Here is a 24,589-nt window from a genome sequence, read left to right as displayed (position 1 = left end):
GGGTGTGGGATGTATATAGCCAAGGTTATCGGTAAAGTCGTATCAGTTGCCAAACATAGCGCTTATGGGAGCCGCAAGCTGTTATTGGTTCAACCTGTGGACCCACATACGATGGAGCCCCATGGGAAGAGCACGATAGCCATCGATTATGTCGGGGCAGGTGAAGGGGATATAGTCATGGTAGGGGCAGGACCGGGCGTTGCGAGAGAGGTGTTCAAGCTGGACTGTGCGCCCATAAGAGAATTGGTCATAGGTATAATAGACAGGGTAGATCTGGCGGATGGGGCGGAGTGAGATCCGCCCCGTGATTATTCCTCCTCTTCCTCGGGCTTCTCCGTTATCACCGATTCGGTGGTGAGCAGCAAACCTGCTATGCTGGTGGCATTCTGCAAGGCGGTTCTGACGACTTTGGTCGGGTCGACGATGCCCGCCTGAATCAGATCCTCGAACTCGCCCTTTTCGGCGTTGAATCCGAATCCACCCTCGCCCTCTTTGACCTTTCCGACGACCAGAGATGCGTCGGCGCCGGCGTTCTCGGCTATCGTCCTGATCGGCTCTTCAACAGCCCTTTTAATGATCTCGACACCGATCTGTCGATCATCATCGAGTTTCAACTCATCCAGTGCCGGCGCTGCCCTGAGAAGGGCGACGCCTCCTCCTGGGACGATTCCCTCCTCTACGGCGGCCTTTGTGGCCGATACGGCGTCTTCCACACGTCCTTTCTTCTCCTTCATTTCGATCTCGGTCGCCGCCCCGACATTGATCACAGCCACACCGCTGACCAGCTTCGCCAGCCTCTCCTGAAGCTTCTCCCGATCGTAATCCGATGTGGTTTCCTCGATCTGCTTTCGGATCTGCTGTATCCGGAGTTCGATCTCCTTCTGGTCGCCTTTTCCTCCGACGATAGTGGTCGAATCCTTATCCACCACAACCCTATCGGCCCTGCCGAGCATTCCGATCACTACGTTTTCGAGCTTGATTCCCAGTTCCTCGGATATGACCTGACCGCCCGTCAGGGTGGCGATATCGCCGAGGATGGCCTTCCGTCTTTCACCGAAGCCCGGCGCTTTAACGGCGACGCAGTTGAGGATACCCCTTATCTTGTTGACGACAAGGGTAGCAAGCGCCTCTCCCTCGACATCCTCCGCGATTATCAAAAGGGGTTTGCCCTGGTGGACGACGCTCTCAAGCAGAGGGACGAGGTTCTCAGCCGAGCTGATCTTACCCTGATATATCAAAATCAAGGGATCTTCGAGGACAGCCTCCATTCTGTCGGGATCGGTGATGAAATAGGGGGAGAGGTAGCCTCTATCGAACTGCATCCCTTCGACGAACTCCAAGGTGGTCTCAAGCCCTTTGCCCTCCTCAACATTGATGACCCCTTCGCTTTTGACCTTCTCCATCGCCTCAGCGATGAGTTTACCGATATGCGGGTCGTTATTGGCCGAGATGGTAGCGACCCGCTCCACCTGTTCGTTGGTTTCAACCGGGTGGGACATCTCTTTGAGCTTCTTGACGATCGTTTCGGTAGCTATATCCATGCCCCTCTTGACCGTCATCGGATCCGCGCCGGAGGTAATCGCTTTGATCCCCTCATGGATCATCGCCTGGGCCAACACGGTGGCAGTTGTGGTTCCGTCGCCCGTGTCGTCGTTTGTCTTGGTCGCGGCCTCTTTGATCAATTGAGCGCCGACGTTCTGATATTTATCCTCAAGCTCTATTTCCTTAGCGATCGTAACGCCGTCATTCGTTATAACCGGGGGGCCGTACTTCTTCTCCAATATGACATATCTGCCTCTCGGCCCAAGTGTAACCTTTATGGTGTTGGCCATTATATCGACGCCGCTTCTCAGGGCGTTACGCGCCTCGGTGTCAAATATTAACTGCTTCGCTGCCATATCTGAATCCCTCCTCACTCGATTATCGCCAGAATATCGCTTTCACGCATGATAAGGAGCTCTTTCCCCTCGATTTTAACCTCCGTCCCGGCGAACTTGTTGTAGAGGACCCTGTCTCCGGGCTTAACGGCCATCTCAAGCCGTTTACCGCTTTCCAACGTCCTGCCGGGGCCGACCGCCACGACCTTCCCCTCGATCGGACTTTCTTTTGCGGTATCGGGGATGATAATAGAACCTATCTTCTCCTCCTCCTTTTCGACGGGCTCAACTACAACTCGATCGGCAAGCGGTTCTATCTTCATCGTTCTCCTCCTAATCCCATGGGTGTTATTAGCACTCATCTTAAGAGAGTGCTAACAGCGATAATTAATTATATCATTCGCCACCCGATCAGTCAACCAGGATGAGAAGCTGGCAGAATACTCCATTCTCCACGCTCCAATCTCCTCTTATCACTTCTGACATCCATCTCGCTTGCGTATGAGAAGACGTTTCAGCTTCCCGCCCTCATAGATGTAGGCTTTCCGACCTTTGAAATACCGCCTGTAGATCTCCCTCCAATCGCTGTTGGTCAACCTCCATACCTTGGATGGCCCCAGCTTAAAATAAACTATGTCAGCCTTTTGAAGTGTTTCGAACGGATAATCCCCCAAAGGAGCGCTCCTAGAGCGCGGAATGAAAATAACGGCGTTATGTATCTCTTTCCCCTTAACCAGTTTCGGAAGCTTCTGATAGACGTCGCTCCAATTTCTGAAAGGACGAGCGAAGAGGATATAAGAGTAGACCGTATTGGCAGTCAAAGCGCAGAGAAGAAAAAGGATCAACACCCCTCCGATCATCCTGACCGGCTTCGACGACCTGCTGCCGAGCGATCTCAGTCCTCTATATGTTATGATCATTCCCCTGGCGATGAGGGGGATTATCCCCAAGAGCGTACACTCGGCATAATACCTGGCATTGACCGGTGTGATCCCCCATGTCGATCCTTCAAAATAAAAGAAAGAGTAGATGAAAAGCGTCATCAGAAAAAGGGAGATGAAGAACAGATCATATCTATTCCGCGATCGATGGATGAACGGTAGCAGCATCAGGATAATCGGAAAAGCAAGCGGGATGACCCTCAAGACCAGAAGCCTTTCACCCCCCCTCCAAAACGAGCGAAACAGATCGGGACGGTAATATCCCCATCCCAGCGTGTTAAAACTCACACATGGTATCGTATGTCGCCAGATCCTCTCAAAGGCCCATTTGGGCGTGAAGATGAAAGCATGTTCCAGGTCGGGATCATACCCCTCGCTTCTTCTGCCGAATCCCATCCTATCATAAGGCTGAGCTGCGTTATGGGTGAATTTAAAGGGATTGCCGGTGAAATACAGGTTCCATGCCATCGTAAGCCCGATCATAAACGATAAGGGAATCAGGGAAAGAGCGATTAGCTTTATCAGCCACGCCCTCTTCGGCGATCGAATCAGATGGTAGATCAGAAATCCGGCTCCACAGAGCCCGAACGCCACCGCCGGAACGGGTCGGGTGTTAAAGGCATATCCGAGGCCGAAGCCCGAAAGAAAGGCATAGATCCACCTTCTACTCCTGACCATCCTGAAGAGGCCGAGCAGGAAAAGCGCAAGGTAGAACCTGCTTACGGGTTCACTGAACCAGGTCGCCCCCATGCCAAGCGTTGCGGGGGATATAAGTCCTAAAATGGATGCCAGCAGAGCCGTCCCTTCTCCATATGCCTCCCTGACTATCAGGTAAAGCAACCACAGCACAAAGCCGGTCATTATGGCGGGGATCAGCCAAGGGGCATTTATGAAAACCCCTGGGGTTAACATCAAGGCGTTTCCGAACGGATATTTCGAATACCACTTGCCGTTGAGGATGTTTATGTGGGGGGATGGCGAGAGACCATATTCGGGCGGGGCGGGCAGACAGAGTTTTCCCCTGGCGAAAAGCTTCGCCTGAAACAGATATGAGGCGGTATCAGGTTCGAAATAGGAGAGATCAAAGTAAAGCCAGCTTAAAAGCAGGGAAAGGATGAACCCTGAAAAACCGATGGCGATCACCCAGGTCGCTCGCATCTCTCACCTCTCTTGACTGTTTCCCCATCTTAGTGTATGCTAATCCTCAGGTAAGGTCAAGCCTGACGAATAGGGGTTTTCAATGATTTAAAACCGCCGAGACAGGGAGAACGGAGAGATTAACTTTTTGTGGCTATTTCAAAGCGTTGAAAAGCCCTTGAATTTGACTTCCCCCTAGAGGAAAGGTAAAATTTTAACGTGAAATCTCGGATAGGAGGTGTTTTAAGATGCGAAAGGATGTCTTTTTCCGTGTGATGCTTTTAGCTGGGATGCTGATCTTTACCCTGCCCTGTTGGTCCGACTTACAGAACGGACTGGTAGGATACTGGCCTATGGACGAAGGTAACGGCGACAAGGTTAAGGATGTCTCCGGTAACGGTCATGACGGAACGGCTAAAAACACCAAGTGGGTGGATGAGAAGTATGGCAAGGCGTTGGAATTCAACGGCGTCGATTCCATAGTTGATATCCCTTACTCCCAGGAGATGACGCCGAAGGAGGGGGCGACGATAGCTGCCTGGGTCTTCCCGACCGATATGACTAGAAGCTGTATATTCGGTCAATTCGAGGGATATGGCATGGCCCTCTTCACGGGTTTGAAACTCAAATCGGTCATATGGGGTGATGACTGGGTGAGCGATGTGACAATACCGGTCGAACAGTGGTCGCACGTGGCGATGACCTGGGATGTGAAAAGCGGTAATAGGCGGATGTTTCTCAACGGTAAGCTCGTGGATGAGAAGGGTGGAGCGAAGCCGATACCCAACGTTCAAAACCATTTCGGCATAGGTCTCTGGGTCGGCTGGCCTGCTGCTTGGGGCGACGATATGTTTAAGGGTATTATCGACGAGGTACGTTTCTGGAATAGGGTATTGAGCGAGGGCGAGATCGGTCAGGCAACTCAGCCCGCCGCCGTTGAGCCTTCCGGCAAGCTTCCACTGATATGGGGTAAGGTTAAGTCAAGGTGACCACAGAACAGGCGGCTCTCGGCGGAATTTGATCGCTGGATAGCTGAGCAAGGCGATCCCGGCGCGTCCGAGATCAGTAATCCCACGCCTCCCTTCTCAGCTCTCCGGAGCAGATCACCCTGGCATCCCCCTCCAGGTAGATATCCCTGGCGTTTTGACCTTCAATCTCGAAATACACCTTAAGGAGGAACCCGCCGCGGGTATGCATCTCCACCGGAGGTTTCACGTATCCCAGGAGAGCGCCGACGATAGCCGACGCGATCGATCCCGTGCCACATGCGAGCGTCTCATCCTCCACGCCTCTCTCATAGGTTCGGATCAGCATCCTGTGTTCATCGATGGGTTTAACGAAGTTGGCGTTGGTTCCGGCGGGCGCGAACTCCTCATGGTATCTCGTCTCCCTGCCGAGCTTTACCACATCAACCTCCTCGATGTCGTCGAGGAGGAAGACGACATGTGGGACGCCGGTATTGATGAAGCTGACGATATGTATCCCATCGGAGAGCTTTAACGGGAAGTTCAATCTCACCCCGCTCGGATCGCTCATCCTGACCTTAACCCTATCCCCTATGATCTCGGAGTCATATATGCCGGCCACGGTCTCGAATCGCATCTTCTCCGGAGCGATGCCGTTCAGGTATGCGAAACGCGAGATGCATCTCGCGCCGTTGCCACATGTTTCAGCTTCGCTCCCATCCGAGTTGAAGTAACGCATCCTGAAGTCGGCCACATCCGAATCCTCCACGACCAACAGCCCATCGGCGCCTAAGGAGACCCTTCTCCTGCAGACGTTGATGATGAACCTTCTCAGTTCCCCTTCGTCCTCGGGCAGCTTACGGCTTCGGTTATCTATTATGATGAAATCGTTCCCTGCGCCGCTCAGCTTCATGAACGGTATTCTATCCAAGGCACAACCCGCTTTCACCCGCACGGCGGGTGAGACCGGGTTTACCCGCCCCCGGTCAAGGCTGTGATTCGGTTATCACCTCTCCGCGGGCGTCCCGCGGATCGATCAAGATACATTTTCTCCCCTTAAAGCAGATCTTCAGATCAGGCAGGTCGAACCTCCTCAGTATCCCCCAGGCCATCACCTTGAGGTTATAGAGGTCCCGATTATAATCTTTAGTGTTGACCAGGTCACGATATGAGCGGAGCATGTTATGAAGCTCAGCACGGCATATACCATCCTCAAGCGCCGCGGCGTAATAGGCCCATACGGCGCCGGCGTCCACCCCGACGATCCCTATCTCCTCAACGTCGTCTCGGCCCGCAAGATAATCGTAGGCCCTCAGCACGTCGAAGACCCTCATTCCGAGGGTGGATCTCTTCAGCATCATGGCATCGCATCCGAGCTTATACTCGGTGGCGTGAGGTTTGCCGTCCCTGTTGACCGGCCTCACCTGCACCGCTCCCACGCCTCGGACGTCGAAGACGAAAAGCCTCCTGCCCTCCTGGAGCATATCCTCAAGCATCTCCTTCCTATGAGGTATCTCCAAGGTGCCGTTCTCGAAAACGACTATATCCGTGCGGACCGGATGGATGTTGGGATGGATCATGACGCCGGTCACGACGATATCGGGCTCGCTGAAGAAGAAGATCTTCTCCGCCTTGAACCCCTCCGTCTCACCGTCCCAGATGATCCTCGGATGGATCGGCTCGTTTCGCAGCGAGAGGTCTATCCCTAAAACCTCAACGACGGCATCTCTCAATTCGTCGACGTCGCGTATGGGCTGGGGCGGACAGTTCCGCTCAACCCACTCCCTGTTCAGATCGAAGACGGTCCTGGCGTTTGGGAACATGTCGAGCACGAAGCCTTTGGGCGTGCACCAAAGCTCTTCAGGCGGTAAAGTTTCCGGCTCACCCGTCTTGAAGTTCGGTTCCTCGCCCTTCAGGTGTTTTTTGAACCAATTGACGGCGGCCTGGCGCAGGTAGGGTGAGTATGCGTGTCTGGTGGGAGCTATGGCGATATCGACCTTGTCCTCGGCGCCGTAGAGCGCATAGATCCTTTTCGCCCGCCTGAGGGTTTCAAGGGTGCCCTCTATGGGGAAGTAATCGTAGGCCGCCGCGCCGATCAGAACGGGCTTGGGCGCCATGCCGGTGACATAATCGTCATGATCGGGGCCGTCCACGAAACATCCCCTGATTATCTGCTCGCTATCCTGCGACTGCCCCGTCTTCATGTACGATTCGAGGGTCATGATGAAGGTGCACGGCACGGCCGCTTTAAAGCGAGGCTCGATCAGCATCAGGTAGCTCGACTGCGTTCCGCCGCCGGAGTTACCCGTCAGGCCGATCCTGTTCAGGTCGACCTCCTCCCTCGTCTCCAGATAATCCACCCCCCTGATCACATCCCATATGAAGACCCTCGCCAGATTGGCCCCGCTCACGACATATTGTAGCCCGGCATATGTATGTTCATCCGTGCAGTGCTTGATCCTGACCTCCCCGGTCTGAGGATCGTAATACTGTTTCATCTCCCCCTGTCCGGGGGGATCGATAGCGAAGGCGACGAAACCGTTTTTCACCAGATCGACGCATACCGCTTGATAGACCGGATAGCCCTTGCCTAAGTCGCTGTGGCCGTGGACGAAGACCACGGCCGGAGCGGGGGATTTGAGTCCCTTAGGGATGTAGAGGGCGGAGGTGACATAGAAATTCGGGAAACTCTCGTAGATGATCTTCTCGATGACGAAATCCCCCCTGTCTATCGTTCCGGTGCATATGGGGTTGAGCGGCGTCTTTTCCTCCGGCAGCCCCCCTATCGCCTCTAGAAAGTTACGCCGCACGCGTTCACGTCTCCTCTCAAACTCCTCGACTGAGCTTATCCTCTCCTTCTCCTCAAGCTGAAGGGTAAAGGCCCTCTCAGCTTGAACCCTGAGATAATGCACCATCTGGTCGGCCACATCGTAGTAGCCGTCCACGTGGGATGAAAAGGTGATCATCTTCCACCTCCGGTTAACCTCGAAAGAATCTCTCCCGCCTTTATCCGGGCGGTCTGCACGGCGTCGGGATCGGGCATGAGATGGGTGGAGTAGCGCCCACCCCTGTTCGGGATTTGAACCAGGGACCGAATCCGATCCAGCGCCCTCCTCGCCTCCTCGTTGCCAGCCTCGGCGTAACGGCTCAGGGCGTTGAAGAGCTCATAGTCCTCCACACCGTCCCGAACGGCGAGGATGCGAATGCTAGGCACGGGCCCTTTCAGTCCCACCCTCCTCCCCGGATATGCCAGATACCCGTCGCCGTTGGGATACCTAACCCATCTCCACTTCTTCCCCTCAGCGCTTTGGCGGATATATCTGTGCCATCCCCTATCCCAGGGGTCATACGTCCACCATGAAACGCCCCAGAACTCATATCCTGAGACGTCGTACTTGAAACAGAGCCACGGCAGAAGCCTCTCTATGGCCAGATATGGGGTATCGATGCACATATGTCCGTCGGTGGTGAACCACATCTTGAAGCCTTTCTTCCTGAGATACCGCATCCGATCCACCGGACATGACCCGTGCGGGCCGATGCCCCATATGTCCAGATAACCCTCCCATTGGGGCACGAAGGCCCAGGTGCTCGAGTAGATGGGGAGATCCGGCTCGAATCTGTGTGCCATATCACAGAGCCTCTTCATCTGATCGATCACATAATCGTGTCTGTAGTGCGGCTCGTCGGAGATATAATAGATCGCCTTTGAAAACCACCCGTGATCCTTGAGGTGATCGGCGAATCCTTTGTAGGCTTCCCCGAAGGCTTTTTCATATCCATCGCTGAACGGCTCCAGGCCGAACAGAGGTTTAGGCTTATAGGCCCAGCCGAAGGCATAAAAGAAGGGCAGATAGAAGACGTTCATCTTGAGCTCATCGAGACAGAGACGAGCCATCTCGTCGAATCTCTCGGTCTCGATCAACACATGTCCTCCCTCATATCTGAAGACCGGTTCCGGTCTGATCCATCCGGGTGAGATGCGGTATTCGGCTAGGAAGCGATACCATCTCCTGAGCGATTCCGCATCCGGCATCACGTTCCATCCCGGCCCGTTCCTGAGGTCGAATATCACCTTCAGGCTGTTTTGGCAGGGCAGGGCGAAACGCCAGACATGCACGACGATGGGGATCTCGATCGGATCAACGGCTTTGGCCTCTATCCTCACCTTTCCCCTGTAATCGCCCGGTTTGGCCCCTTCCGGCACATGGATTACGATCACAACGGGCACGGTCCTATTCGGCGAAAGCCTAAAGGATTTCATCGGCATCAGGGGATCGGGCCATTCACCCGTCCAGCCGTCGCTTCCGCCCTCACCTTTGGGGATGAACCTGAACTGCGGGGGAAGATCGGTGGAGTAGTAGGCGCTCGGGCGATCCACCTTCACGTAACCCACGAGCCAAGGCTCTGGATCGGGAAGTTTACCTCCCTCTTTGTTTTTCACCTCGCTTACCTTAACCTCCACCCCATCAAGCGCTTTTTTCGATCTGAGGCCGATCTGGATCGTCTCGTACTCGTTCCTCGCGGCCCATACATCTATCCTCTCCGGAGCGGGCTCGGGCGGGGTATCGGGGAAGATCTTGATCAGAGGATTCACCGGCCATGCCATCAGATCCGAACCGACTTTCATCTCAGATCTCGACTCCAGATCGCCCGTGATCGCCCGTTTGATTTCGCCGAAGAAGATCCCGTCATGCAGTATCCTTCCCGGCGCGTTAGAGGTGAGATGTAGTTCGACAAAGGCCGTCTCAGGAGGACTGTGGATCAGGGCAGAGGTGAATCTCCATCCTTCGCCGGGGGATACCTGTGGATCGGTGCTGAAGGTGGGGGAATCCTTCGTCCATTTGTGATCCTTGTCGTGCCAGTGTCCGTGAAGCCGAACGGGCGAGGAACCCTCCTCGACCTTCACAAAACCGGCATAGAAATAAAGGGTGTTGGGTCTGGCCGGTATCTCCTGACGCCATCCGAGCCATCCGCCTTTAGCCCCTTCCGGTATTTCGATCATAGCGGCGTAATTCCCTATCCTGCCTCCTGAAACCCGCCTTCCGCCCGGATCACCCCTCCACATTTCGGGGAGCCCCTCGCCTTTCTCGAAGCTGGGGTTTCTCACCAGGTTGGCCGGGCTTGAGATCAGCTCCTTATAGCTCATCCTGCTGAAGCTCTCCTCCGACTCTGAAATGTAGAGATCGATCCGTTTCTCGCTTTTGGGCGCAAGGTTTGCCCTGAAGATCAGCATGTCCCCGAGCCTCATGTACGGACAGATCTCGTGATTTGCCGTGTCGATCAGGAACATGCCCAATTTGTCCTTGAGACGTGAAAAACGCCATATCACCTTGCGGAGATCAGCGACGAAGAGAGCGTTGCCGAGAGGTTTATCCTCGAAGTTGCGCACTATAATCGGGACGCGCCACCTCCACCTTCCTTGAGCCCATTTTCTCTCGCCTTTGATGGATCTCAGCTCGATAGATTTCTCCCCCACGAATCGGGCTTTCAACGGCGATCGATCCACCGGTTCGAGATCGGCATCGTCGAACCACGCTGCTCCCGTCCCATAGAGCACGGTTCCTACGTGGGCGATTCGAGCGCCTTCGGGCGCCGTGAACTGCCATTCTATCGGCCTCCACCCGTAGTTTCCCTCCCCGGCGCTGAAGACCCTGTTGATCAGCCATTCCCGATCGCCGAAGACATGTATGTACCATCCGGCCTTTCCTCTCACGTCCTTCGCCTTGACCCATCCTTTGAACCTGTATCTGGCTCCCGGCCGAAGGGGTATATCGCGTTGATAGAACTTCACCCAGGTCGGTTGGGCTCCGGGGTTGACGACGCACTTGACGCATCGTTTCCCGGAGTGAGCTGTCTCATCGGTCCAATAGAGGCGATGCGATTCATCCTCGCCGACCCTGATCCACTCGGATGGATCGTCACGGCCCACCTCAAAACCCCCGTTAATAAGCCCCGATTTGATGAAATCGGGCACAGGCCAGGCCCTCGGATTATGGGCATATATGAGATATCGAGCTTCACCGCCGGCCGGGACCCACACGGGGAAGATCAGCCTGTCGCCGTTTTGAAGCCTCCCCTTTCTCCTGGGCTCACCCTCGGCCGATCTGATATCGTAGAGAAGCTCCCTTCCATCCTCGTCGCAGATTCGGATCGCCTTGATCTCCTCGCCGGTTAAGGGGATATCGGTTCCGACGATCACCTCAGCGAATTCCCCCTCCAGGGGGTGATCGCTGGGATTTACCACCTCGACCGTCAGGCATCTATGCCAGTATCCCCCGCCGTCGTAGGAGAGCAAAGGGGTGCAGAACGCGATGATCATCCAGAGCAAGCGTATGGTTTCCATCATTCAACGCCTCCTAACAGCATCAAGCCTGGGAATTCTATCACCTTGATATGCTTATGTCAACGTCCTTTGAACCTCATCGAGGGTTGGAATGGAGGGTTGTGCGCCCATGCGCGTGACGGATATCGCCGCGGCTCCGCTAGCGAAGGCAACGGCATCGATCGGGGACATCCCCGAGGCGATGGCCCATGCGAAGGCGCCGTTGAAGACATCTCCGGCGGCGGTGGCATCCACGGCCTGAACCTTGGGTGCCCTGATGTGTAACGATCGCCCCTCCGACACGTAGAGCGCCCCCTCCTCGCCGAGGGTTACGATCACGTTTTTGGCCCCTCTTCTGATAAGCGCCTTAGCCGCCTCCTGAGCTGAATCCAGATCTCTGACCTCGATCCCTGAGATCGTCTCCGCCTCGGTCTCGTTCGGCGTGAGGAAATCCACCATCCTCAGCAGATCATCCTTCACTTCGGCGGCGGGAGCGGGGTTGAGGACAACCGGCACGCCGTTTGAGGCGGCGATCGAGACCGCCTCTTCAACGGCATCCATCGGCACCTCAAACTGGGTGAGTAGGACGTCGGCGGAGATAATGGCCGATTCAGCCGCTCGAACCTCCTGGGCTGAGAGCTTGAAGTTCGCCCCAGGGGCGGCGGCTATCATGTTCTGTCCGCCGGGGCCGACGAATATCAGGGCGACGCCGGAGGAAGAGGAGGGGTCACGGAGGATGTAATCCGTGATTATCCCCTCCCCCTTCAGGTTCTCCATCATCTGGTCGCCGAAAGAGTCCGCGCCCACTTTGGCGATGAAAGCGACCTTGCCGCCGAGCCTTGCAGCGGCGACGGCCTGATTCGCCCCTTTCCCGCCGGGCGCCGTCATGAACTCGCCGCCGAGGATGGTCTCTCCGGGCTTGGGCAGCCTCTCGACCTTAACGATCAGATCGGTGTTTGAACTCCCCACCACGGTAACCTTTGGTCTCATGAACCTCCTCCTCAGCGCAGGTCGAGGATGTCAAACGGCACGAAGCCGAGCTTGAAGGCCGGCGAATCGGGCCTGAGCCGGAAGTCATCCCTTTCAGGATCGACGAATCTCGGATCGGCCACGATGGAGTTGACGTCCATCCCCCTCTCCCGCCACTCATCCCAGCTCATGCTCCCGATTCGGATCTCACCGCCTTCCTCGCACCAGTACAGGTTTCGATCGAAGGTGAAATGGAGGTTGCTCAGGTTTCCAGCTATCAGGGCGCCCGATCTCCAGTAGACGATGTTCCGCTCGAAGGTAAAGCTCTGATGCTCCTCCGGACGGCTGCGCTGTATCTGATGATCCCTGGCGAGGGCGAAGATGTTGTTCCTCACGACGTTCTCCCTGCCGTAGTGCTGATGGAATCCCCCATGTGTCGTCCGATAGACAAGATTGTTTTCCGCCACGATATGCGTGCTGCCCTCGTCGAAGTATATGCCCCATCCGCCGTATCTCAGCCCAGCTATGTCGTGGAAGATGTTGTTCCTGATGATCGTCCCCTCCTGTATGCCCAGGGTGTAGATCCCCCCCATGTCGCTCAGGATGGGTCCGTCGCCGTTCGACCGGACACCGATGTGATGGACGTGGTTGTGCTCGATGATGTTTCCCCCGGCGAGCGAACGGCCATATCCCCATGTCCAGCCGACGGAGAATCCGCTGTAGTAGAAGTCATGGATGTGGTTGTGTGAGATCCTGTTGTTATAGCTCTGGCCTATCCAGATGCCGATGGCGCTGTGGAAGATCAGTCCTCCGTTGTAGATATGGCAGTTCGAAACCGTGTTGTCGTGGGTCTGCTCCAACTCGTCGTCCCGTATGACGGTCTCGCCGATCTTGATCCCCCCGGCACCGAGGTCGGAAACCGTACATCCCTCGATCCGATTGTATTTGCATCCCCTGGCGAGCTCTATCCCGTATGTGCCGAGGTGTTCCAGGGTGCATCTTTCGAAGGAGCAGTTTCGAACCCCATCACCCCAGATCGCTCCCGAGACGCCGACGGTCGCCTGGGAGAATCCGGAGCGATCGTCCGGAATGGGCCACTCGGTATGGGCGAAGACCAAATTCTTGAAGATCAGGTTCTCGACGAATCTCCCCTTCTCAGGTTCACCCTCCATCCTGATCAGTTGGGCCAAAACGGGCGCTATCACCTCAACCTCATCCATCCTCTCATCGGGAAGAGGCATGTAATAGAGCGCTCCATCTTTGGGATCGAGGTACCACTCCCCGGGCTCATCGAGCAGTTCAAGGGCGTTCTCGACGTAGTAGAGGTCGCCGGGATCGGGTCGGAAGACGGTCTTTTTGCCGAATGTCACGGTCTTCGCAGCCTCATCCACCTCAACTATAGGCAGGCGTGACTCCACCCAGCGGGTCATCAGCACGAGCTCAGCGTTGCCTATCGTCCTCCAAGCCCTGATGTCTCCCTCGTGAAATCTTATCCGCGTTTGCCCCTCATTCCATGGGGTTTGAGGTGAGACGCCGGGCACCTCGGCCACGGAGAGGTATCCTTTATTGGGGTGGCGTGCTCGCTTTCGCCTCTGACCGTTGACCCAGATCTGGCGGAAGAACCATTTCCCCTCCCGCACTTCGGGTATCTCAGCGGCCCACAGCCTTTTGCCGTTGACTGAGACCTCTTTCCATCCCTCGATCCTCCGTCCGCCGCTGATAATGGCCTCCTCGCCTGGATATGAGGAGTAGATGACGGGACATCCCTCATTCCCCGAATCCTCAGGCGTAAGCGCCAGGGGTTTTGTAAGGAAATGTATGCCGCCCCTCAGGTAGACGATGACGGGTTGTTTCAGCTTACCCTCCTGAGAGGTTTTCAGCTCACGGATGGCATCCCTCGTCCTCTCCAGGGAGGCGAAGGGGCCGTCCGTGCGATCTTCATCCGATACCGGCAATTTTCCGGACCAGGAGTCGTCCCCATCCGGAGAGACGTAAAAGGCTACCGAAGCCGACGCCGTAGCGATGTTCAGGCTTAGGATCAGATACAACATCCTGTCCCTCCTAAACGAACTGACATGTTTAGAATTATAACACACAAGGGGGAAAGGTGGGATAAAATTAAAGGCGGGCAACCAGCCGCGCAATTAACGATAGATCCCCCTGGTTTACGGTGAAGAAAAGCCGGACGATCTTCCTCGTCCGGCCTTGAATCCCTCTCAATCTACGAGCTCCAGGGAAGCCCTCTTGCCGATCTTAGCAGCGGCGCCGCTCAGGATCGTCCTTATCGAGTTTATCATTCGGCCGTTTTTCCCTATAACGTGGCCTATATCCTCGGGAGCGACCCTCAGTTCCAGCACCGTGCTTCTGGCGCTCTCAAGCTCGTTAATCTGGACCTGGTCTGGATAATCGACTATAGCCTTAACGATGTACTCTGCTAATTCCTTCAGCATAACCGACCCCTGTTCTTCGTGAGTTTTAATCTTCCATACATTATAATTATAATACGATTTGAACCTTTATTCAATCATTTTTTTCTCATCCTGTTCCTCATCCTCAGGCTGGATCTCCTCTTCCTCGCCATCCTCTTCCTCTAGAGGTTCGGAGGCTCTGAGGAATCTTACGATCAGATATCCTATGACCCCCAATCCGACCAACCCTATGAAGGTAAGGGCAAGGATACCCATCACCGCTCTCACGGCCTTTTCCACTTTCACGTGGGTCGGAACGTATTCCTTCTTCGTCACGACGATCCTGATCTCCATAGCCTCTGTCGTGCCGTCGGGTAGCTTCCTGAAGTATATAGGTGCGTAATACGTTCCCGGCTGTGCCTGAGCCTCCACCTTCACCTCGAGCCGAAAACTCACCTTAGTGACTTCCGCTCCCCCTTTGATCTTGGAGGTAACAAATACATTTATAGGTTTAACGATGATATGTTTCGATCGACAGATGGCCAAACCCTCAGGCGGTCCATATACATACATGCGTTTGTATACTCTGATGTGTCCTATGGGGATATATACATTGGCAGTGGGTCTGGGAAGGATAGGCGTTTTGGAAAGCTCTCTCTCCGCCGTGACCGTGTAAGGGGTGCTGAGGACAGCGAAGGAGGCCGGTGGGTTTAAAAAGAACAGAAAAATGAGGGTCAGATATAACCTCTCAGCCTTTCGACCTCCTAATCCCGTACTGCTTGATCTTTCTATGAAGATTTGTCCTCTCAATTCCCAGCTCCCTGGCCGTTTCGGTTACGTTCCAGTCATGTTCCTCCAATTTTCTCAGTATGAATTCCCTCTCGAAGGCTATTCTGGCCTCACGCAGGGTTTTACCCTCAAATGAGGGTTGGATTGAATCGGCCTCGAACAGTTCATCCGGCAGGTCGTCCACCCCGATGACCTGTGAGTCTGAGAGTATCACTAGTCTCTCGATCAGGTTTCTCAGTTCCCTCACATTTCCGGGCCATCTATACCTGGTGAACACCTCCATCGCCTCGTCCGACAGTTTCTTGATCGGTTTTTTGTTCTGTCGGCAGAAGATGGCGAGGAAGTGGTTAACTAGAGGAGGGATATCTTCGGGCCGGTCCCGAAGCGGTGGGATATATATCGGCACGACGTTCAGCCTATAGTAGAGGTCCTCGCGGAAATTTCCCTTCGCCATCTCCTCCTTGAGGTTTTTGTTTGTTGCGGCGATTATGCGGACGTCAACTTTGATCCACTTGGTTCCGCCCACCCTCTGGAACCTTTGGGTTTCTATCGCCCTGAGCACCTTAGCCTGAGTTTGAGGTGACATATCGCCGACCTCGTCCAGGAAGAGCGTCCCCTTATCGGCCAGTTCGAACTTCCCTTCCTTACGAGCGATCGCTCCGGTAAAGGCACCTTTCTCATGGCCGAACAACTCGGCTTCTATCAGATCCTTGGGTATGGCGGCGCAGTTGACCTCAACGAAGGGATATCCTTTCCGCGGGCTGAGGTTATGGATGGCCCTCGCTATCAATTCCTTGCCGGTTCCGCTTTCCCCTGTTATGAGGACATATGCGCTGGTAGGTGCGACTCTCTCGACGGTTTCGATCACTTTTCTCATCGGTCGACTGGCAGCGATGATCCTGTGCTGCTTCAATTCATCCATGATGATCCTATGCTGCATCTCCAGTTTGCGACGCTCTACGGTCTGACGGATTCTAGCGAGTAATCTTTCGAGATGAGGTGGTTTTTCGATGAAATCCACAGCCCCAAGCTCGATCGCCTTCAGGGCCATATCGATCGTGCCGTGGGCGGAGATCATCACCACGGCTATGGAGGGCCATTCATCTTTGATCCGTTTCAATGTCTCAATTCCGTCGATCCCAGCTGGCATAAGGACGTCCAGGAGGACGACATCGGGGTGGAACTCCGGTATTTTCTCCAGAGCCTCCTCGCCGCTGAACGCAATTTCCACCTGATACCCCTCGTCCTCCAGGACGTCCTTCAGGGATTGACATACGTTTTGCTCGTCATCGACTATTAAAACCTTATCACGCATCGTTACTCTTCTTCCCCTTCGATCTCCTCGATGGGGATGGGTACATCCTCGGTATCTATCTCAACGATGGGCACGGCCGATATGTTTAACACGTCCAGTTCCTCCTCTTCATCCTCCTCTTCTTCCAGCAGCAGTTCCTCCAGCTCCTCTTCCCCCGGGTAGGCGGGCTCGATCTCGGGTTTCCCCAGTTCAAAGATACGTATCAGGATCTTATCATCCTCTTCCTTGCCCGTCACAACGCACCTGAATTTGATCCCCTCTTTCATCTTCACCAATATCTCCTCGGCGATCGATGGATCGAGGTATCCTATAGGTTCGTCCTTCTGATTCAACACGGCTATAGCGTTGGGTTTGTACATATCCTCCAAACGTCTATACAGTTTCACCTCTTCGCCTGGAGAAGCGGTATGAGGGTAAAATTCCTCTGTACCGATCACCTCAGCTTCGATTGCGTCCTCTGGCATGCGGTAATTCCCTCCTCGGAGAGATTTGGCGGACGCTATTTTACATTATGTGCCCGGATTATTCAAGCATGGGCAGGATCAGGGGCTCGCGTTCCTCCTTGTATATGTTCCTCTCGCCTATCTTGAAGGTGACGGATTCGGTCGCCCATTGATTAACGGGGACGAGGTTGAGATCTTTGGTCGGCAGATCGACCAGCTGGAAGAGGTTATCCGAGGAGAAAAACTTGATCGGAGAGTTTGGATCATCCGGATTGAGCGAACTGAGATCCAACGGTTTCGTCGTAGCTATTACCTTCACCATCTCGATCCCCGGAGGGCCTCCCACCTCGATCTCGTAATCCCCTACCGATGGTATGGTAAATCGCTGGCCTGCCCTTACCAGGTTCTCCTTCTCATACTGATTCGGGAAAAGCACGTAGGCCTTTCCGCTGGTGGTTATGTCGAGGACGGTTATATAACAATCTCGCTCCGGTTGAACCGTGATTTTGACCGTATCGCCGATCTTATAGACCTCTTTATCCACTGAAAGATTGATCTTGAACGCTTGAGCGGGGTTTTTAATGGCGATGAGGTTTTTCAGGACGTATCCCATTTTCAGCTCGTCCTCGGTCGCCTTCTCGATCAGCTTCCTGCCTGCTTCAGCGAGCTTGCCAGGTGAGGATTTTATCTCGTAGGGTTGCCACGACTTGTTCAGGTTCACGTTTATGACCTTCATCCTTACCTTTAGCATCTTGCCGCCGTCGGTCTTGGAGATCCAGGTTTTGATGAACTTATCGGGCACGACGTTACGGTCAACCAGTTGAATGAACCTTTGTTTCTTAAGCGATGAGGTCATGGCAGATTTGAGCTGTCCCGCGAACCTCTTGAAAAGCGGTGAGTCCTCATCGGTTATCGGGTCTTCGAGGTAGATGAGGAGTTTAGAGGAGGTGATCGGTTTTGCGTACAAAACGGCTTTATCGCCCTGAGAGACGGCGCCGTCTATCAGCGTGGCGAGCGATTCGTTCTCGGAGAGGGAGACGATCTTCACCTTGCCCTTGCCCTGGCTTGTGAGCTGGGTGGCATCGGATGGGAAGATCGTGTAGATCGATCCCTCGACCATATCGTCCTTCTTCCCCAGGCTGAGCTTTACCGTTTTGCCGGATACGGACTTAACCAGGCCGTACGGTATGGTCGTCTCCACAGCTCCGACGAAGCTCTTCCCGACATAATCGCCCTCAAGCTGAGGGTCCTGCTCATATCCATCCGATTTGATGTGTTTTCTGGCGAAGGTAGCTGCCTCCTCCACCGTGATAACGCCGTCTTTGTTGAGATCCGCGGGCCCCGCCAATCCTTTCGTCAGATAATAGGTCAACAGGCCGTGTCCCACCTTCTGCGATTCGACGGCGACCTGATTCGCATCACAGGCCGAGACCAGAACCGTGTTCTCAAAGGTTTCCCTGAATCCGGTTAGACCCTTAGCCGACGCGAGGTAATCCTCATCGATGTAATCCTTGAATTTCTCCAGCTCCTTCCCCGTGACGTGTTTGATCGGGTTTTTCGGGTCCGGGTAATACTCCTTGACCGTGTTCCATATGGAGGCGTCCTTGGTGGCTGTGCCGGAGTGGCAACAATCCAGAACGACGATTTTATCGGTGGTGTTTATCTTATGGAACCATCTATCCAGCTCATCATCCCTTATGAAGGTTATATCGTACAATGCTGAATCATAGGCACACAGCACTTCATCCTTCCCATCCGCCTCATCGCCGTTATCGTCCGAAAGTTGTACGCCATGTCCACTGAAGTAGAAGATGGTCTTATCTCCAGGTTTCACCCTGTCGGCGAGCCACTGAGTTATGGCTTTCATTATATTCACCTTGGTGGCATCTTTGCTCAGCAGCACCTTTATGTTCTGCGGCTTAAACCCCGCCTTCTCGATCAGGATTTGCTTGAACGCCTTCACATCGTTCTCGCAGAAATTCAGTTTGGGTGTTATATACATGTAGTCGTTTATCCCGACCAAGACGGCATATCCCTCCGCCGAGGCATGGTGAAAACCGGAGGAGAGAAAAACCGTCAGCATGATCATAACCAAAAGACATACGCGTTTCATCACCGGATCAACCTCCTAAATTTTTATTCTCGTTCTTATTTCCCTTGAGTAGGGGCGAAAGATTTTTCGCCCGTACTATCTATGGCTAATTGTCCGCCGTCCATAGATCAGCTGTCATTTGTAGTCATTAAGTCATTTGGCTTCGCCGTCATTAATGACTACAAATGACGATAAAATGACCTATAAGCAGCGGACGGTAGCTTTAAAAATCTCTGCTACACTCAGCGATAATATGAGCGTTTATCTTTCATAAAGCAATCAATGTGCCAAGCTTAAGGTGGATAAATCCGGCACGGATCACATACGGTGTAGATTTTTCTGCACAGACCCCGTTCACTTAATCTGTCACCTTCACCTGTTATATTACATCGGCATTAGTGGGATGTCAAATTACCTCGACGTTCACTCGACCACCCGGCGAGGGCTTTTCAATGATTGTATGATTTAGTAACCAATGGTGCTAGTTATAGGCAGGAACGGGCGATAGAGAGATGAACGAATCCATTCTCATCAGCTTCCAACCCATTCCACAGAGCCAAGATGTTGAAAGCAGCCATTATGTAAGCCAAGTGAGCTTTGAAATACAGCCACACCCTGTGAGGGAGTTCCTTTATGTGACACACTTGGCTCAGCATGGAAAGGACAATCCCAATCAACATCCTCACGTTCCACTGACCTCCCTTGCAAACTTTCATATTTGGAGGGTCACCATCGCGGGAGTGGAAGCTTGTATCAACCAGAATTATCATTCTTCCATCGAATTTCTGGATAAGAGGGATAAATCTGTCTTTTGCTTCTTCCTTCCCTTATGGGATGGATGAACTCTATGCCGTAGCTATCAGCTACTCCCATGATGGTGGGGTCTGCCATGAACCGTTCTGTCCAATTGAAATGTGTCTTGAACAACCTGAAAAGTCTTGTCCTTTCAGGAAGATGAGGGAAGAGATGAAGATAATCCCTCTTGAACCATCTGTAGAATGCTTTTTGGCCTGCTCCTTTTATCGCGTAAAGGAGTCCTATTGTGCTGAGGTCACTGCGATCCACGAGTTTAAACTTCAAGACGTTTCTCCCGCTGTATATCCAATACGCCCTCCATCCCGACTATCCGCTGCACCATTCCTACCGCTATCTACAGGCCGAGAAAGTAGGCAGCGATGATCTCGTGGCCATGGACGCCTGGAACAGTCGACAGATCGACAAGTATCTCAATAACATCCGCGCCATGGAAAGGCTGGCGAGGATCCAGGACAAAATCGCCACGCTGGAGAAACATCAGGCGATCAACGAGGAATCGGGTTCGCCGACCATATCGGCGGAAGTGCAGGGCATCAGGATCGGCGACTGTGTGTTGATCACATCCCCGGCGGAGCTGCTCATCGAAATCGGCTTGAATATCAAAAAGGCCTCGCCTTACAAGTACACCTTCATCGTGCCTTTCTCCAACGGCTACATACACTATGGTCCACCAGCCGATGCTTATGACAGGGGCGGTTATGAAGTGACGGAATGCCTGCTGGCCCCGGAATGGCAGAAGATTTATGAACGGAAGGCCCTCGAGATCATCCATCGGCTGTGACTGATCGCCGCTCATAGCGTCCGATCATTGAACCAGAGACGCTATCGCCTCCTTCAGTATCCCCTCCGCTTCGGGTGACACGAAGGCGTCCGTCGGCTCGTAACCGCCCTCGGCGAACGATTTCGCCAGCGGTATATAGCCCGTGCCGCAGTCGCCGTAGCTCGCGACGGCCACGAAGAGATCGGGACGTTGCTCTTGGGCGAAGAGCTGATATTCCACGAACGCCTCGCCGGGCAGATGTAACAGGCAGACGCGACCGCCGATGTGAAGACATGTCAGGGAGATGGGGATCGATGACCGCCGCAGGTATGCCATCTGTAATGCGGCGCGAATGCGCTCCTTGACCGATTGAGCGGGATCAGTGATCTTCGCCAGCAGCGTAGGCTCATTCAGATCCTCGCGCGGCGGCAGCACAACGCCCTTCACACGCCATTCCAACTCATCCGCGGGTACCCGCTCGGCCTTTTCCTCAGAGGCCACCATCGCCCTGTAAATCCGATCGGTCAGGACGGGACGATTTTCGGGCGAGCCGTCGTTATACTTGCCCGGTGTGACGTTCCCCGCGCAGCCCGTGAAGTAGATATGTGGCACGTCCTCCTCCCGTGTGCGTCGTTCGCGCGCTAAGCCGACGAAATCGCTCGTCACCCATCCATCGCCGTAGTAACTACACGGGTGTACGGCGTAGTAATGCAGCGCCGCCAGCTTCTGTTCGCCGTTCCAGAACCTCACCGTCTTGAGATACGGATCGATCAATCCCTCCGGCTCGGCGCGCACAGCGGGATCCTTACACGCCGTCCAGCGGACGGCCTTCACCCTGCTGTCGGCTCCGAGGACGCGCCGATTGGAGGCGACCTTCTCCACCTTCGCCTGCCCGATGTCGATATGTGTGACGGGCTGAGTTGTGTGCAACGTTCCGCGTACCGCATCCGCAACCCGCTCAAGCGCTCTTTCGCACCACGCGATATCCATCACGTGCATCGGCACATCGTAATGGATGACAAGCTCCTCAGCCATATGATCGGGCCACGGCGCGTTATGTTGATGGATACACTGTACAGCCACCCTATCGGGGATAGTATCAGCGGCTTTTGCAAGCGCCTCGCGCCATTGGATATGGTCGCCGTTGCTGATCTCACACCAGTCCACGGCGCAAAGCACGATGGGATCGTCATCGCCGACCAATACCACGCCTAAGGCGTACAGCGGGTCGGAAACACCCACGACGGGATTCGTCCATCCCGCGCATAGCGGATGCCCCACCGGCGGCGTGACGTCCACGCGGAAAACCCCTAAGCTGAGCTTCCCCATGATCTACACCTCACCTTAGGTCATCATCTCCTCCGAATGATCGCCGCGCTCCACCCCTCCGGAAGACGCAGTTCGGTGAAGGTTTTTCCGTCACGCTCGATGAGCTTCGCGTAGCGCGACGCTAACTTTCGCTCCACCTCTCGTCCCTCGTCGTCGAACACGTGAACCTCACGTTCTGAGGCATCGTTCCACCCGAACAGACCGCTGCGGTTGGTGACGATGCGCTCCTCGCCGATGATGAAGCCCTCGTGTAATTCGATCGGGGCGATCGGGAACATATATCGGGTCAGGTGATAATGAGCCGGGATACCGACCTGCAGGTCATGATACCAGTAGTAGACGCAGCCGTAATCGAGCGCCCGGAGCATCGTCCGGTATGCGTCGGTCTCGTTTCGCTCCGTCAGATGATCGCCGAGAACGATGGGCGTGAAGAGGTGCGAGCGGACACAGTTGCTGATGGAGCCGGTCTCCACGAAGCGGGGGAAATGCAACCTTCGTCTCCGGTTTCGGCTTGACGGGAGCCCGATATTCGATCCGACCGTCCGCTATGACAAGCACATGTTTGATGCCGCCGCGTCCGGCGTTCTGAATAACCAGCTCGTTCTCCCCTTCCCTCAGCAGGTCGGTGACGCGCAGCGTAAATTGACATGCTTTGACGCCACGCAGCGCATAGCTCGGATCTCTATCCGTCGCCTCAAAATCGGGCGCGTAGGGAACATAAAGGTTGTCGATCTGAGCTGCGGACAACGCTCTCCCGTCCGCTATCGTCATGATCTGAGGTCGATCTAACAATCGCTTGCCGCCGATCGGTCTGCCGTTGAGCCACAGACGCGATGCCGCGTTGTAACCCGCCACTTTAGGATTATCAAGCCGTGCCTTGAGCATGAGAACCACCTCCAGTCCGGTGGGCGTGCGCGGCGCATCGAAACGGATCACATGCCTTTCGCCGGGCCTCAAACGGGCGGAGGAGAGGATATCGAAACCCCACCCGGTTTTCGATATGCCGATCAGCAATACGGCGATAACGACAGCCTTGACATATGACGCCGGAATCACGATCTCATCCTCTTTCCTTATTTCATCGATGAATTAAGCCCAACCTGAAGATCGGCATCGCCTCGGTTTTCGATCCTGGGCTCTCCCCTGAAGAGGTTGCCGTTTACGATCGCCGACTTCAGATCGCCGGAAAGCAGGAGATGGGCTTTATCGAGCCAGAAGGTCGAACCCTGGACGATGAGGGAGCCGCCCACGGCCTCTATGGCCGGATATCCACGTTTGCTGTGGTCCCATTGGCAGAAGTTGCATTGGGAGAAGGTCACCACGCCCCTTCCGGCTATCAACGCTATACGTTCGGCCGGGCCCCAGAAGCTGCAGTTGGAAAGCTGAATGACCCCTTCGTTCCCCTCCGCGACCTCAATCATCGCATCTGAACCCTCTCCTCCAACCCATTCGCCGTTGGTTATGAGCAGGCCGGGTCTCTGAGTCTGTTCCACCAAAAGCGCCCGCCAAGCCCAATCGGCGGCTATCCCCAGGAAGTTGCCGTTGCATGCGCCGTGCTCACTCTTAACGAAGTGATAGCCGATATGGCAGCCATAGCTGAAGGTGTTCAGATGATACTCCCAGTCGGATCGTCCTATCACGAACGCCTCGCAGTTTTCCCAGATATATCTCAAGAGCGCCTTCCAATCGGGGACGTTCTGAGCACCGGATCTGGCCCAGTAATGGGGGTTGAAATGGACGTTTTCAACCCTTCCTATATCGGTGCATCCATCTATGATGACGCCGATTCTCAGGGGACAGCCGAAGACGTTTCGGATGTAGTGTAGCTCGTGAGGACGGTTGAAATCGATTCCGATGTAAGAGTTGACGAGGGTGACGTCCATAACGGACGAGTGCATTCCACTGCCCCGAATCGCCGGTGGATACGGGATGACCTCCGGAACGGTCTGCTCCGGATAGAGGATCGTCAGTCCCCTGACGGCAGATGACGGGCTGAGCTCTATGAGGGCGGGACCACTCTGATCGCCCCGACCTCCATATGCGAGCAGAACCGTTCCCCGTAATCCTTCAGAATGATGGGGTGACCGCCACGTGCCGGTCAGCGTCACACCCGGAGGAACCCGCAAGCTCCCCTCAATTCTATATCTCCCGGCGGGCAAAAAGACCTCCCCGCCGCCCTTCTCGCCTGCCTTATCGAGCATCCCCTGAATCGCCTCAGTGGCATCCTTCGCTCCACCCTCGTAGGATGAGAGATCGAATCCGCCGAAGGTTAACATGCCCGTGAACAAGATATGCGCTATCATGGTTTTACCTCTCTTCCTCTTAAATGGTATTGTCAAACACAAAAGGCTGAAAGTATTATAATACCTGAAGGGGCAGGGGGAAATATTCCCCCCTCCACTTTCCTAACTCCAAACGAAAGG

The 24,589-nt window shown here is 54.6% G+C and carries 21 protein-coding genes; 3 read left to right on the top strand and 18 right to left on the bottom strand.

Annotated features, from left to right (window positions below; all coding sequences use genetic code 11):
• Positions 1-9: 9 nt before the first annotated feature.
• Positions 10-294 (top strand): EutN/CcmL family microcompartment protein, encoded by a 285-nt coding sequence (locus J7M22_11300; GenBank protein ID MCD6507190.1) that lies wholly within the window; start codon positions 10-12, stop codon positions 292-294.
• A gap of 14 nt (positions 295-308) precedes the next feature.
• On the opposite strand, the gene groL is transcribed toward J7M22_11300, so the two are convergent.
• The 3 genes from groL to J7M22_11285 all read right to left on the bottom strand — a co-directional run bounded on the left by groL (position 309) and on the right by J7M22_11285 (position 3,976).
• Positions 309-1,898 (bottom strand): chaperonin GroEL, encoded by a 1,590-nt coding sequence (groL, locus tag J7M22_11295; GenBank protein MCD6507189.1) that lies wholly within the window; start codon positions 1,896-1,898, stop codon positions 309-311.
• 14 nt (positions 1,899-1,912) lie between these two features.
• Positions 1,913-2,200, bottom strand: coding sequence for a co-chaperone GroES (gene groES / locus J7M22_11290; GenBank protein ID MCD6507188.1), 288 nt, complete (start codon positions 2,198-2,200; stop codon positions 1,913-1,915).
• A gap of 150 nt (positions 2,201-2,350) precedes the next feature.
• The gene (locus J7M22_11285; protein ID MCD6507187.1) at positions 2,351-3,976 is read right to left on the bottom strand and encodes a glycosyltransferase family 39 protein; all 1,626 of its coding nucleotides are present in this window, start codon (positions 3,974-3,976) and stop codon (positions 2,351-2,353) included.
• 227 nt (positions 3,977-4,203) lie between these two features.
• On the opposite strand from J7M22_11285, the gene J7M22_11280 reads away from it, so the two are divergent.
• The gene (locus J7M22_11280) at positions 4,204-4,944 is read left to right on the top strand and encodes a LamG domain-containing protein (protein ID MCD6507186.1); all 741 of its coding nucleotides are present in this window, start codon (positions 4,204-4,206) and stop codon (positions 4,942-4,944) included.
• Between the two features lie 73 nt (positions 4,945-5,017).
• Here J7M22_11280 and J7M22_11275 read toward each other — a convergent pair whose 3' ends face one another.
• From J7M22_11275 to J7M22_11225, 11 genes are all read right to left on the bottom strand, one after another.
• A complete protein-coding gene (locus J7M22_11275; GenBank protein MCD6507185.1) occupies positions 5,018-5,833 on the bottom strand; it encodes a diaminopimelate epimerase in 816 nt (271 codons plus the stop codon).
• A gap of 73 nt (positions 5,834-5,906) precedes the next feature.
• The gene (locus J7M22_11270; GenBank protein ID MCD6507184.1) at positions 5,907-7,886 is read right to left on the bottom strand and encodes an acetylxylan esterase; all 1,980 of its coding nucleotides are present in this window, start codon (positions 7,884-7,886) and stop codon (positions 5,907-5,909) included.
• Positions 7,883-11,269: a DUF4091 domain-containing protein gene (locus tag J7M22_11265; protein ID MCD6507183.1), complete on the bottom strand. Its 3,387-nt coding sequence runs from the start codon at positions 11,267-11,269 to the stop codon at positions 7,883-7,885. Before J7M22_11265 ends, J7M22_11270 begins: the two co-directional genes overlap by 4 nt.
• A 51-nt stretch (positions 11,270-11,320) precedes the next feature.
• Positions 11,321-12,235 (bottom strand): ribokinase, encoded by a 915-nt coding sequence (gene rbsK / locus J7M22_11260; GenBank protein ID MCD6507182.1) that lies wholly within the window; start codon positions 12,233-12,235, stop codon positions 11,321-11,323.
• Between the two features lie 11 nt (positions 12,236-12,246).
• Positions 12,247-14,265, bottom strand: a complete 2,019-nt coding sequence (locus tag J7M22_11255; protein MCD6507181.1) for a right-handed parallel beta-helix repeat-containing protein — start codon at positions 14,263-14,265, stop codon at positions 12,247-12,249.
• A gap of 165 nt (positions 14,266-14,430) precedes the next feature.
• Entirely contained in the window at positions 14,431-14,664 is a 234-nt protein-coding gene (locus J7M22_11250; GenBank protein MCD6507180.1) for a KH domain-containing protein, read from the bottom strand.
• A 66-nt stretch (positions 14,665-14,730) separates the two neighbouring features.
• Entirely contained in the window at positions 14,731-15,432 is a 702-nt protein-coding gene (locus tag J7M22_11245; protein ID MCD6507179.1) for a hypothetical protein, read from the bottom strand.
• Positions 15,371-16,726 (bottom strand): sigma-54-dependent Fis family transcriptional regulator, encoded by a 1,356-nt coding sequence (locus tag J7M22_11240; GenBank protein ID MCD6507178.1) that lies wholly within the window; start codon positions 16,724-16,726, stop codon positions 15,371-15,373. Before J7M22_11240 ends, J7M22_11245 begins: the two co-directional genes overlap by 62 nt.
• Before the next feature lie 2 nt (positions 16,727-16,728).
• Complete coding sequence (locus tag J7M22_11235) at positions 16,729-17,190, bottom strand: hypothetical protein (protein MCD6507177.1); 462 nt, start codon at positions 17,188-17,190, stop codon at positions 16,729-16,731.
• A 58-nt stretch (positions 17,191-17,248) separates the two neighbouring features.
• Positions 17,249-19,282 carry a caspase family protein gene (locus tag J7M22_11230; GenBank protein ID MCD6507176.1) on the bottom strand — a complete coding sequence of 678 codons (2,034 nt, stop codon included), beginning with the start codon at positions 19,280-19,282 and terminating at the stop codon, positions 17,249-17,251.
• A 732-nt stretch (positions 19,283-20,014) separates the two neighbouring features.
• Positions 20,015-20,341, bottom strand: coding sequence for a hypothetical protein (locus J7M22_11225; GenBank protein MCD6507175.1), 327 nt, complete (start codon positions 20,339-20,341; stop codon positions 20,015-20,017).
• On the opposite strand from J7M22_11225, the gene J7M22_11220 reads away from it, so the two are divergent.
• Positions 20,304-20,858 (top strand): hypothetical protein, encoded by a 555-nt coding sequence (locus J7M22_11220; GenBank protein ID MCD6507174.1) that lies wholly within the window; start codon positions 20,304-20,306, stop codon positions 20,856-20,858. The genes J7M22_11225 and J7M22_11220 overlap by 38 nt on opposite strands.
• 24 nt (positions 20,859-20,882) lie before the next feature.
• Here J7M22_11220 and J7M22_11215 read toward each other — a convergent pair whose 3' ends face one another.
• From J7M22_11215 to J7M22_11200, 4 genes are read right to left on the bottom strand one after another with little or no spacing between them, the layout of a single operon-like run.
• On the bottom strand, positions 20,883-22,166 hold the full coding sequence (locus J7M22_11215) for a hypothetical protein (protein ID MCD6507173.1): 1,284 nt from the start codon (positions 22,164-22,166) through the stop codon (positions 20,883-20,885).
• A 23-nt stretch (positions 22,167-22,189) separates the two neighbouring features.
• Positions 22,190-22,534 (bottom strand): hypothetical protein, encoded by a 345-nt coding sequence (locus tag J7M22_11210; protein ID MCD6507172.1) that lies wholly within the window; start codon positions 22,532-22,534, stop codon positions 22,190-22,192.
• Complete coding sequence (locus J7M22_11205) at positions 22,488-23,222, bottom strand: hypothetical protein (protein ID MCD6507171.1); 735 nt, start codon at positions 23,220-23,222, stop codon at positions 22,488-22,490. Before J7M22_11205 ends, J7M22_11210 begins: the two co-directional genes overlap by 47 nt.
• A gap of 17 nt (positions 23,223-23,239) precedes the next feature.
• Positions 23,240-24,469 (bottom strand): hypothetical protein, encoded by a 1,230-nt coding sequence (locus J7M22_11200; GenBank protein MCD6507170.1) that lies wholly within the window; start codon positions 24,467-24,469, stop codon positions 23,240-23,242.
• Between the last annotated feature and the right edge of the window lie 120 nt (positions 24,470-24,589).

The organism is Candidatus Poribacteria bacterium (genome assembly GCA_021162805.1).
Lineage (GTDB): Bacteria > Poribacteria > WGA-4E > B28-G17 > B28-G17 > JAGGXZ01.
Note: the sequence above shows the minus strand (reverse complement) of the source record. Positions and strands in the feature narration are given on the sequence as shown.